Source organism: Streptomyces niphimycinicus (assembly GCF_018883605.1).
Classification (GTDB): domain Bacteria; phylum Actinomycetota; class Actinomycetes; order Streptomycetales; family Streptomycetaceae; genus Streptomyces; species Streptomyces niphimycinicus.
Genome location: NZ_JAHLEM010000658.1, coordinates 1 through 11,474 on the forward strand (window position 1 = coordinate 1; position 11,474 = coordinate 11,474).

Sequence of the window (11,474 nt, forward strand, 5' to 3'; positions counted from 1 at the left end):
GCTCCGGAGCGGTGTCGGGGGCACGCGGCGGCGTCGGCGCGGGAGCCGTCGCCGCCGCGGTGGATATCGGACCGGCGTCGGGGGCGGGCGGCGCGCTCATCCGGCGACCGTCCGCTTGAGGGCGGCCCGCTTGATGGCCCGGGCCCGGCGGGCGACCTTGCGCACCGTCTCATTGCGCGGGATGAAGGCGAGCTGCGAGGGGACGGCCCCGGGCAGGGCGAGCGCGGTCAGCCGGCGCTTCTTGAAGTAGCGCCAGGTCTGGTTGTCCAGATGGGCGGCCAGATAGCGCTCGGCGACGGGCCGCAGATCCGGGTAGATCTTGGCCTGCATGCAGAAGCCGACCGCGCTGATCAGCCCGGCCAGCCGCTTGCCCGCCCGCTCGTCGACCGGCTGGGCGGCGGCCACCGCCTTGTGGTCCTCGAGGTCGGGCAGCAGCGCGTCCGCGATCGTCACCGGCACGCGGTTGCTGTTCTGGTACGGGGTGAGCCGCTCCAGCAGCGTATCGGTGCCGATCCGGGCCACCGGCAGTCCGTAGAAGACGTCGGCGGTGAGCAGCGCGGTGGAGAAGCAGCCGATGACCAGGGCCGGGCTCATCCGCTGGTACAGCACCTCGGCCAGGACCGGAGTGTCCATGACGGTCAGCTCCGCGCCCAGCTCCGCGGCCTTCTTCTCCAGCATCCGCGACCAGCGGGCCGGGGCGGTGGGGTGCGGCTTGAAGACGACGGTGCGGTGGCCCAGCGCCACGGCGCCGCGCAACATCCGCACATGCAGCTCTTCCTCCTCCTGCGGAGTGAGGATGTCCAGCGCGGACAGATACTGCCCGAGCATCAGCGCCGGGCCGTTGCCGACGGCGATCCGCTCGCTGGCGGAGACGACACCGCGCGGGGCGGCGTCGGCGATCTCGGTGAGCACCTTGGTGAACACCTCGGTCGGCAGGATCTCCGGTTCGACGCCGAACTCGGTCAGCAGCAGCGGCCGCAGCCCGGGCACCAGGTCCAGATGGAGCAGGCGGCGGATCCGGGTGCCGATCAGCGGGTCCAGCTTGTTGCGGGTCGGGCCGTAGCTCATCAGACCGTCCGCGTAGACGTCGATGGGCGCGCCCTGGAATACATTGGCGACCGCCATCGCCGGGTTGACCTGGATGGACTCCAGGATCAGCTCGATGTTGTCGTCGCCGAGGTTCCACAGCAGCCGCAGATGGCGCTCCCACAGCGGGGCGTCGTCCACGCGCGGGGCCCAGCCGCCGGGGTGGAACGGCGAGATCGTCTCGTTCCAGGACAGCACCCGGTCGAAGCGGCCGCGCAGCCGCTCGAAGCCGGGCATGTCGTCGACCGGCGGGGTGGTCTCCGGCGTCGCGGCGTTATTGCTGATCAGCAGCAGCCGGCGGTCGGCCGGGCCGACGCTGTCCGCGTCGATCGCGGCCGCGAGGGTCGCCGCCCCGTAGAGGGTCGAGGCGAGGAAGATCTGGGTGCGCTTGCGCTCCGCCAGCGGCTTGTAGGCGGACATCAGGCCGCCACCTCCGCCCCGGCGGGCCGGCGCTTGACTCGCCGCAGACGTGCGGCGCGCTCATAGTCCATGGAATCCAGTGCGTCCTTCAATACGTCCTGGGGCATGCGTTTCATCGCCGCCGCCGACATGGATCGGAGTTTGCGGGCAACTTGCGGTTCGAATCTCTCGATGTTGCCCAGGTGATGGGAAATGATCGCGCAATAGGTGCGGACGGCCTTCGGCAGCAGGGCGTCGGCGTCGCGGTCCCGCGCGGTTTCCTCGATGACCTGGTCGAATGCGCGAATGAAGTCGAGCTGCCGCACATCGCCGATCTGGGTGAGCGAGGAGGAAACCCCTCGCCGGTAGAACACTCCGTGCACGCCGAGGACGGCGAAGCTGCGGGCCTCGCGGTGCAGCCGCCAGATCCAGGGCCGGTCCTCGGCGGTGCGCAGCCCGTGGGTGAAGTGCAGCAGCCCCTCGTCGGCCAGGCGGCGGTGGTACATGCCCGCCCAGGCATACGGGTAGTCGACGGAGGTGGAGCGGTCGGTCGGGAGGATCGCGTCCCGCGGGTTCATCACCACATTGCGGCGGCCGTGCGGCACCCGGGTGATCGTGCGGGCCCGGGCGGTGCACTGGACATGGTCGGTGCGGACGAAGTCGCACCCCAGGTCCTCCATCGCCGCGAGCATTTGCTCGTAGTAGCCGGGGGCGAGCCAGTCGTCGCCGTCGAGGAAGGTGATGTACTCGCCGGTGGATTTGTCCAGGCCGGTGTTCCGGGCGGTGGCCAGCCCACCGTTCTTCTCGTGCCGTACATAGACGGCCCCGGGAAGGTCGCGTTCGGCGCGCTCCAGGATCTCCGGCGTCCCGTCGGTGGCACAGTCGTCGACGAGAATGAATTCGAAGTCCTCACGCGCGTTCGCGCGCAGACTTCTGAGCGTGTCGGGGGCATAGGTCTGCACGTTGTAGAACGGCACGATGACGGAGAGCTTAACCACGCGGGTGACGCTAGGTCGCTGTCCGGCATTCGTCTTGACCTAGGGTGTACGTAGAGGTGAACGAAACACGTCGGAACGGTTAACCCGCCGCTCCAGCCAGCCGATTCTCCAATCGTCGACGTTCTGTTAACCCTTTGTTGCTCTTGCGTTGGGCCGTGAATCGACAACGCTTCCTAGCGTCTGCGACGTGTCCTCACGTACCAATCCCGCTGTGCGAGTCGCCGTGCTCGCCGACTCCGACACCCGGTGGAAATGGGGCGCGCTCACCGCGCATCGCCTCGTACCGGACGAGTCGGGTTCAGCCTCCGGACGTCGTCTCGACGGCTTCCTGCTGCGCGGCCGCGCCACGCCGACCGCCCGGCAGCTCACCGAGGTCGGGGTGCGCGCCGATGCGATGCGCGAGGTCACCGGCGTGGAATTCGTGCGGGCCGTGGACCGCGAGCGCTATGACGTGATCGTGCTCTCCCTGGTCGGCGGCGCCGTCCAGGCCATGCTGCACGGACTGCGCCACGCCTGGCAGGACGACGAGCGCCGCCCCGTGGTCGTCACCGGCTATGTCGGTGTCGTCTACGAGAAGCTGGCCGACGGCCTGCTGCTGCGCCACGGCGCCGATGTGGTGCTGGCCAACTCCCGCCATGACGCGGACCGTTTCCGCGATGTCTACACGGGCGTCGGCGCCGACGGGAACAGCGTCGTCGAATGCGCGCTGCCCTTCCTCGGCGGCGACCGCTACGACCCGAAGGCGCGGCTGGCGCGCAAGTACCCCGGCGGCACGGTCGTCTTCGCCGTCCAGCCGTCCGTCCCGGACAACCGCGCCGACCGCACCTATCTGCTGCGCCGCGCGGTGGAGCACGCGCGCCGCCATCCGGACCGCGAGGTCGTGGTCAAGCTGCGCAGCAAGCCGGGCGAGCACACCACGCATATCGAAGAGCTTCCCTACCAGAAGCTGATCGCCAAGTTCGGCGACGATCTGCCCGCCAACTTCCGGCTCGCCTACGGGAACATGGGCGAGGTCCTGGACACCGCCGACCTGCTGGTCACGGTCAGCTCCACGGCCGCCCTGGAGTCCCTGCACCGCTCCATACCGACCGCCGTCCTCACCGACCTCGGGGTGCGGGAGACGCTCGGCAACCACCACTTCCTCGGCTCCGGCGCTCTCGCCTCCTGGGACCAGTTGGACGCCGGGCACCTGCCGGAGCCGAACGCCGAGTGGCTCGGCCGCCAGGGCGTCGCCGCCGACGGGCCGTACGAGACCTGGTTCGACGCCGCGCGGGACCGCGTCGCCGAACTGGCCGCCGCACCGACCCTCCCGCCGCTCGCCCCCTTCTACACCCCCACCACCGCGCCCGGCTATCTGCCCGGCCGGCTCGCCCGGTACGGCTTCGAGCCGGACGGATCGCCCCGCCCCGGAGCCTCGGCCGAGGACGAGGCGCAGGTCTCGGGGCTGCGGCGGGTGGTGCGCAACACGATGCGCGAAGCGGCCCGCGGCGCCTACCGCCACGGCGTACAGCGGGTGGCCCCGGTCATCCGGCGGATGGGGGAGCTGTGAACAACCAAGAGGGGGCCGGGACGGCCTCGATCACCTCTGCAACCCCTGAAGGAGCCGCCATGACCGCCCCGAGCCCATGTGTGCTCGCCGTGATCCCCGCCCGCGGCGGGTCGAAGGGCGTCCCCGCGAAGAACCTCGCCGCCGTGGGAGGCGTGCCGCTGGTCGCTCGCGCCGTCATGGAGTGCCGGGCCGGCCGGCTGGTGACCGACGTGGTCGTCTCCACCGACGACGCCGGGATCGCCGCCGCCGCCCGCGGTGCGGGCGCCGTGGTCATCCAGCGCCCCACCGACATCGCCGGTGACACCGCCACCAGCGAGGCCGCGGTGATCCACGCCATGGACGCGTACGAGGCGTCGCACGACACCACCGTGGACGTGGTCCTGCTGGTGCAGTGCACCAGCCCGTTCATCATCCGCGAGGACATCGACGGAGTGGCCGCCGCGGTCGCCGAGAAGGGCGCCGACACCGCCCTGACCGTGGCCCCCTTCCACGGCTTCGTCTGGCGCGAGGGCGAGGACCCCGCGGCGGACGGCGGCGACGGCGTCAACCACGACAAGTCGTACCGCCCGCGCCGCCAGGACCGCCCCCAGGACTTCCTGGAGACCGGCGCCGCCTACGCGATGGACGCCCGCGGCTTCCGCGAGGCCGGGCACCGCTTCTTCGGCCGCACCGACCTGGTGCGCACCGACCCCGCCCGGGTGCTGGAGATCGACGATCCGCACGATCTGGCCCGCGCCCGCGCGCTCGCCCCGCTGCTCGACGCCGAGCGGCCGGGCGCCCTGCCCACCCGCGAGGACATCGACGCGGTGGTACTCGACTTCGACGGCACCCAGACCGACGACAGGGTGCTGGTCGACTCCGAAGGACGCGAACTCGTGGCCGTGCACCGCGGCGACGGGCTCGGGATCGCCGCCCTGCGCCGCGCTGAGCTGGCGCTGTTGATCCTGTCCACGGAAAAGAACCCGGTCGTCGCCGCACGGGCCCGCAAACTCCAGGTCCCCGTGCTCCACGGCATCGACCGAAAAGATCTCGCACTGAAGCAATGGTGCGAGGAGCAGGGCATCGCGCCGGAGCGCGTGCTCTACGTCGGCAACGACGTCAACGACCTCCCGTGCTTCGGCCTTGTCGGCTGGCCCGTGGCGGTCGCAGGTGCGCACGACGTCGTGCGCGGCGCTGCACGTGCGGTCACCTCCACCCCCGGAGGGGACGGCGCGATCCGCGAGATCGCCTCGTGGATTCTCGGAAAGGAACTGTCTTAAGTGAGCTCCAACTCTCGCCTCCGCACCCTCGGCGACAAGATCGCCGGCCCCGGCCACCCGGTCTACGTCACCGGTGAGATCGGTATCAACCACAACGGCGACCTGGAGAACGCGTTCAAGCTGATCGACGCTGCCGCCGAGGCCGGCTGTGACGCGGTCAAGTTCCAGAAGCGAACCCCGGAGATCTGCACCCCCCGCGACCAGTGGGACATCGAGCGTGACACCCCCTGGGGCCGGATGACCTACATCGACTACCGCCACCGCGTGGAGTTCGGCGAGGACGAGTACACCGCCATCTCCGAGCACTGCAAGAAGCGCGGCATCGACTGGTTCGCCTCCCCGTGGGACACCGAGGCCGTCGCCTTCCTGGAGAAGTTCGACGTCCCGGCCCACAAGGTGGCCTCCGCCTCGCTGACCGACGACGAGCTGCTGCGCGCCCTGCGGGCGACCGGCCGTACCGTCATCCTGTCGACGGGCATGTCCACCCCCAAGCAGATCCGCCACGCGGTGGAGGTGCTGGGCAGCGACAACATCCTGCTGTGCCACGCCACCTCGACGTACCCGGCCAAGGCCGAGGAGCTCAACCTGCGCGTGATCAACACGCTCCAGGCCGAGTACCCCAACGTGCCGATCGGCTACTCCGGCCACGAGACCGGTCTCCAGACCACCCTGGCCGCCGTCGCGCTCGGTGCCGCGTTCGTCGAGCGCCACATCACCCTCGACCGCGCCATGTGGGGCTCGGACCAGGCCGCCTCCGTCGAGCCGCAGGGCCTGACGCGGCTGGTCCGGGACATCCGCACCATCGAGGAGTCCCTGGGTGACGGCGTCAAGAAGGTCTACGAGAGCGAGCTCGGCCCGATGAAGAAGCTCCGCCGTGTCGCGGGCGTCGTCGCCGAGTCCGACTCCGCCGACCGCGAGCCCGCCGCGGTCTGAGGCACTCTGCCGTGAATCCTCCGGCCGGTGTGCCCGGCCCTCGCCCGGAAGCGGCGGGCACCTCTGACGCGTCAGGGGCTGCCCGCCGCCTCCGGGCCCTGCCTTTGGACGGTGCGATGGTCTCCGCTGCCCCCCTTGCCCCTCCGGCCACACTCGCCTTCGTCGAGAGCCCGGTCCAGCTCCTGAACGTGCTGGAGTGGGCGTACGCCGACGCCCAGCGCCCCCAGGGCCCGGAGGCCACGGCGCCCCAGGACCTCACCGTGGTGGTGCTCTCCCCGCACGACCCGATGACCCGCGGCCAGTTGCGCCGGATGGCCGAGCTGGCGCGGGACGAGGGCTTCGCCGTGCGCTGGGAGGAGGCGCGGGGCGGGGCCGGTGCGCCGGTCAAGACGATCAGTGGGCTGCGCGGACCGCTGCGCCGGGCCGCGCGGATCGTGATAGGCGATCCGTTCTCCCGCTATGTGCAGTTGCTGCTGACCCTCACCCGCGCCAAGGACCTGGTCGTGGTGGACGACGGCACCGCCACCATGGAGTTCATCTCCCAGATCGCCAAGGGCGAGCCCCTGGTGCGCTGGCACCGGCGCGGCAACCGGGGACCGCGCGACATGGTGTTCGCGCCGGTCTCCGCCACCGCCCGCCGCCGGCTCACCCCCGGTGCCAAGCGCCGGGTCGAGGTCTTCAGCTCGATGCCGGTGGAGGCGCCCGACGGGGTCGGCGTCACGGCCAACGACTTCGCCTGGACCCGGGCCCGGTTCGGCCCGCCCCGGCTCACCGGCGGCACCGACCTGGTCGGCACCTCCCTGGTGGAGACGGGCGTGGTGGACCTGGAGCGCTATCTGGAGGCGGTCGGCTCGCTGACCCGCGCCCATGGCGCCACCCGCTACTTCGCCCACCGCCGCGAGAGCGTCGAGAAGCTGCACCGGGTCTCGGCCGAGGTGGGTCTGGAGATCGTACGGCCCGATCTGCCGCTCGAGCTGATAGCCCGCCGGGGCCCCATCGGCCATACGATCGTGAGCTTCCCCTCGACCGTGGTGCACACCCTGCCGCTCGCGCTGGTGGGCACCGGTGTGCAGGTCGCGGTCTGCGATGTGGACCCCGCCTGGCTGACCAGCGGCGCCTCCCCGCGCGCCCAGGGCTTTCTGTCCGGGGTCACCGGCACGGCCCGCGATGTGCGCCGGCTCGGCTCGGGGCCGCAGGCGGACCCGGCTCCGCCGAAGGGTTCGGTCCCGCCGGGGGACGCGGCCCTGCCGAGAGAGGTGGCCCCGCCTGCGAACCCGGGATCGCCCGCCGCACCGGTCGCGGCGTCCTGAGGCGTCTCAGGTTCTGAGCCCGTCGCCCGTACGGCCGTGTGGCGCTTCTCACCCGCGACCGGCCGTAAATCGGGCTGTTATACCCCCTGACTAGGGGGATCATGCACCGCGCCGGGTACTTTTGCGTACCCGAAGAGATTGAATTTTTGTTGATCGACATTCGGCGGGCCCACCTGGCGTTCTACGCTTCTTCAGGTGAAGCAATTGATGTCCCTCGATGCGACCGATGCCACACCCGCCGAAGCGCCGGCCCTGCCCGGCACGCTCCCCGACGAGCTGCGTGCCGAACTCATCGCCTTCCGGCGCGATGTACATATGCACCCCGAGCTCGGCAACTGCGAGTTCCGCACCACCGCCGCGATCAAGGCGCGGCTGGAGCAGGCGGGACTCGAGCCGCGGGTGCTGCCGTCGGGCACCGGCCTCATCTGTGACATCGGCCCGCGCGATGGCGTAGCGCCCCTGCTGGCGCTGCGCGCGGACATCGACGCACTGCCCATCCCCGACACCAAGACGGTCGACTACCGCTCGACCATCGCCGACCGCGCCCACGCCTGCGGCCACGATGTGCACACCACCGTGGTGCTCGGCGCCGGTCTGGTCCTGGCCGAGCTGGCCCGCGAGGGGCGGCTGGCGCGTCCGGTGCGGCTGCTGTTCCAGCCCGCCGAGGAGGTGCTGCCCGGCGGCGCGGCCGACGCGATCGAGGACGGCGTGCTGGACGGCGTCGGCCGGATCCTGGCACTGCACTGCGACCCGAAGGTCGAGGTCGGCCGGATCGGGCTGCGGGTCGGGCCCATCACCTCGGCCTGCGACCGGCTGGAGATCTCCCTGGACGGGCCGGGCGGCCACACCGCGCGCCCCCATCTGACCACCGACCTGGTGACCGCCACCGCCAAGGTGATCACCGAGGTGCCCGCGCTGCTGGCCCGCCGGGTCGACGCCCGCTCGGGGCTGGCCGTCACCTGGGGCCGGGTGGAGTCGGGCCACGCCTGCAATGTGATCCCGCAGCACGCCGAGCTGTCCGCCACCGTCCGCTGCCTGGACCTGCCTGCCTGGCGCGAGGCCCCCGACCTGGTCCATGCCGCGGTGGACGAGATCGCCACCCTGCACCGCGCCAAGTCGCAGATCAACTACATCCGCGGGGTCCCGCCGGTGGTCAACGAGGCGAGCTCCGCCGAACTGCTGCGGGACGCCATGATCGCCCGCCGCGGCGCGCACGCCGTCGAGGACACCGAACAGTCGCTGGGCGGCGAGGACTTCTCCTGGTACCTGGAGCGGGTGCCGGGCGCGATGGCCCGCCTCGGCGTCCGCGCGGTCGGCGACACCACCCGGCGCGACCTCCACGTGGGCGACTTCGATGTGGACGAGGGCGCGATCGCGGTGGGCGTGGAGCTGTTCACGGCGGCGGCTCTGCTCGCCTGAACCGGACCCGAACGGTGTGAGCGGTGCTCGCGGCCCGGCCGTCGGCACCGCCCCTGGGAAGTACGCTCCCTCGTCCGGCCTCCGTGCCGGGCGAGGGGCTTTCGTCATGCCCGGCGGGATGCCCCGTCCGGCCAGACGACATCCACAGGGATGTGCGCCTCGTGCGCCTGGTGTACTACGTCCGCCGTCCCGCCGCCCTTGCCCGTGGGCGGCCGGCCGTTCCACACGGCCACCAGCCGATCCGCACGCTCCAGCAGCACGGCGTTCGCCGCTTCGTACGCTTGACGGTCTGCCGTGGCATGAGGCATCACCAGCACTTCGTCCGCTGCCTCCACCAGCCGGTCGAAGGTTTCGGCATGCTCCGGCTTCACCTTCGCCTGCCGATAGTCCGCCGAAGGGATCACCACGGCCAGGCGCCCGCCCGCGGCCAGGACCGCATCCGCGAAGAGGCTGTCGCTGCCTTTCGCGATGCACGACACCCCTACCAGGCTGGAGGGCTCATAGGCGGCAAGGATCTTGTCCAGCTCTCCTCGCACCAGCGGCACCGATGCGTCGGTGATGTCCATGTGCCCCGTCACAGCGATCGTCGTCATCGCGCCATCCTCGTTATGCGGTCAGCAGGCTCCGGATGCTACCGCGCACGTCAGCGACGGCCCGGGGTACGCCATCTCCCACTGTGTAGGGGTACAACTGTGCCAGTTGTACGCGCACGCGACCGGAGCGAAGGCTGGACGCGGCGTCGACAGCGCGTCGCGAGCAGTCGGCCGCGCTCTGCGTGTCGCCCAGGAGGAAGGCGCATTCGGCTAGGCCGATCCAGTCGAGGGCGTAGCTGCGCCCAGCTTCCGGACCCCGCTGTTCCAGGGCGGTACGGATGTGGTCGGCGGCCTGGTCCGCGTAGGCACGGGGCTGGGAGCGGGCCATCTCCAGGAGTCTGCCGCCGGTGACTCCGGCAAGCTCGGCGTCGTTGAAGTAGCCGATCCAGTACGGCTCGGTTTCGTTCCGGTCAATGGAGCTGAGCGCGTCGGCGGCCTGTGCGGTTGCGCGCCGGAAACCTGACGGGCGATCCATGCTGGCCAATGCCCACGCCTCGCGGGTGTGGAGCATCGCCCGCAGCCTGGAACCAGCGGTGCGGCGCACCCCGTCCTGGGCCAGACGCACCAGTTCCAAAGCGTCGTGTGGCCGGTCTTGGTACAGCATCTGCCGGGCCATGCCCGCCAGCACGTTCGCGCCGAAGAGGGTGTCGCCACCTGCGTGAGCCGCTCGGAGTGCCAACCGATAGTAGTCCTGGGCACGGCTCTGCTGGCCGATGTCCCACGACATGGAGGCCGCCGTGCCTGCGAGTTCGGCCATGACGCTGTACAGACGCCGCTCGATGGCCGGGGCCTGGTGCTCGTCGAGGGCGGCAGCCACCTCGGCGAGCTGCCCTACGACGGCCTTTCTGTAGAGGCCGCTTCCACCGGCGCGGCCCCACTGGCGGAAGGCGCGCGCCGTGGTCTCCAATTCGTCCACTTCGCGAGTGCCCAGGCGACCGGGGCGACGTGGTCGGCCGTCGGCTGCGGCGGGTGTGCGCCACCCGTCGAGAGTGTCGAGAAGCGGCGCACCGGTGACGATGCCCGCGAGGGCGCGCGTCGCGGCTCGGCGGTCCATCAGGTCGCTCCTGGTGAGGTTGGCGGCCATATCGACGGTGGTGTCTGGCCGCCACGGTACGGCGTCGGTATCTGCGTGCTCTGGGTGGGGGCGGGCTGTCTGTAGTTCTTGGGGCGCGGAGTCTGTGCTTTCCCACGGCCGGGGCGCGAGGCCGACGAGGTGTCCGGGGATGCGTAGCCCGTCCGAGATCCGGCGGATGACCTCCATGGAAGTGACCCGACTGGATCCGTTCATGATCGTGGAGACCTTGCCTGGGGTGAGCCCGCAGGCTGCGGCGATTCGGTTCTGCGACAGTCCGCCCCATTTTTTGATCAATGTGAACGCTGCGGCGAAGTCGTGCTCTTCCAGGGCTCGGCGCAGGTCGTCTCTGTCGAGGACGTCTGAGGCGAGCGGGCCGGGGGCGGTGGCGTCCATGGGTGGTCCAACTCCAGTTGATCGTAAGCGCACCGATGCTGTGTACCGAACCAAGAACGAGCGTATTACCGCCTCGGTAACACCTGCCGGTTATCCCGTGATTGCTGTCACACCACCAATCTCGATGTGTGCCAACCCTTCACCGATGATGTCGGGAGAAATCGTGCGGTCGAATGACGCCTGTCGCTTGCCGTGGACGCCACCACCAGCCGGGGATGTCGAGGCGTTACCCGCAGGCAAATGGTGGGACTCCGTACGGGCCGCGCCCTTGGTGGGCGAGCGAGCTCTGGAACTGCTCGGCGACGAGACCGGCGCCGTCATCCAGGACAAGTACGGCACCCTCTACTGGCTCATCGAGGTGGGTTCCGCTGCGAGCTGGTGCCTGCGGCAGGTCCGCGTCCTCACCGAGCTGACTGATGAGAGCACCTACCTCGGTGTGCCGCCCACCTCCAGGACGGAG

9 protein-coding genes and 1 pseudogene are annotated in these 11,474 nt (G+C 70.7%); 6 read left to right on the plus strand and 4 right to left on the minus strand.

Annotated elements, in window-relative coordinates:
• Nucleotides 1-96 precede the first annotated feature (96 nt).
• Nucleotides 97-1,506, minus strand: coding sequence for a polysialyltransferase family glycosyltransferase (locus tag KN815_RS39405; RefSeq protein ID WP_216346609.1), 1,410 nt, complete (start codon nucleotides 1,504-1,506; stop codon nucleotides 97-99).
• The gene (locus KN815_RS39410) at nucleotides 1,506-2,483 is read right to left on the minus strand and encodes a glycosyltransferase family 2 protein (RefSeq protein ID WP_216346610.1); all 978 of its coding nucleotides are present in this window, start codon (nucleotides 2,481-2,483) and stop codon (nucleotides 1,506-1,508) included. Before KN815_RS39410 ends, KN815_RS39405 begins: the two co-directional genes overlap by 1 nt.
• A gap of 223 nt (nucleotides 2,484-2,706) precedes the next feature.
• On the opposite strand from KN815_RS39410, the gene KN815_RS39415 reads away from it, so the two are divergent.
• The 5 genes from KN815_RS39415 (at nucleotide 2,707) to KN815_RS39435 (ending at nucleotide 8,953) form a co-directional block, all read left to right on the plus strand.
• Nucleotides 2,707-4,032: a DUF6716 putative glycosyltransferase gene (locus tag KN815_RS39415; RefSeq protein WP_216346616.1), complete on the plus strand. Its 1,326-nt coding sequence runs from the start codon at nucleotides 2,707-2,709 to the stop codon at nucleotides 4,030-4,032.
• A 59-nt stretch (nucleotides 4,033-4,091) separates the two neighbouring features.
• Entirely contained in the window at nucleotides 4,092-5,291 is a 1,200-nt protein-coding gene (locus KN815_RS39420) for an acylneuraminate cytidylyltransferase (protein WP_216346611.1), read from the plus strand.
• A complete protein-coding gene (locus KN815_RS39425) occupies nucleotides 5,292-6,224 on the plus strand; it encodes an N-acetylneuraminate synthase family protein (RefSeq protein ID WP_216346612.1) in 933 nt (310 codons plus the stop codon). It abuts the gene before it with no gap.
• A gap of 116 nt (nucleotides 6,225-6,340) precedes the next feature.
• Nucleotides 6,341-7,534, plus strand: coding sequence for a hypothetical protein (locus KN815_RS39430; protein WP_216346613.1), 1,194 nt, complete (start codon nucleotides 6,341-6,343; stop codon nucleotides 7,532-7,534).
• Between the two features lie 207 nt (nucleotides 7,535-7,741).
• Nucleotides 7,742-8,953 carry an amidohydrolase gene (locus tag KN815_RS39435; RefSeq protein ID WP_216346617.1) on the plus strand — a complete coding sequence of 404 codons (1,212 nt, stop codon included), beginning with the start codon at nucleotides 7,742-7,744 and terminating at the stop codon, nucleotides 8,951-8,953.
• A gap of 104 nt (nucleotides 8,954-9,057) precedes the next feature.
• On the opposite strand, the gene KN815_RS39440 is transcribed toward KN815_RS39435, so the two are convergent.
• Nucleotides 9,058-9,546, minus strand: a complete 489-nt coding sequence (locus tag KN815_RS39440) for a hypothetical protein (protein WP_216346614.1) — start codon at nucleotides 9,544-9,546, stop codon at nucleotides 9,058-9,060.
• A 13-nt stretch (nucleotides 9,547-9,559) separates the two neighbouring features.
• Nucleotides 9,560-11,014 carry an NsdA family TPR-like regulatory protein gene (locus KN815_RS39445; RefSeq protein WP_216346615.1) on the minus strand — a complete coding sequence of 485 codons (1,455 nt, stop codon included), beginning with the start codon at nucleotides 11,012-11,014 and terminating at the stop codon, nucleotides 9,560-9,562.
• Nucleotides 11,015-11,177: 163 nt separating this feature from the next.
• Between KN815_RS39445 and KN815_RS39450 the strand changes: the two are divergent.
• Nucleotides 11,178-11,474: pseudogene (locus KN815_RS39450) on the plus strand (hypothetical protein); the annotation flags it as partial.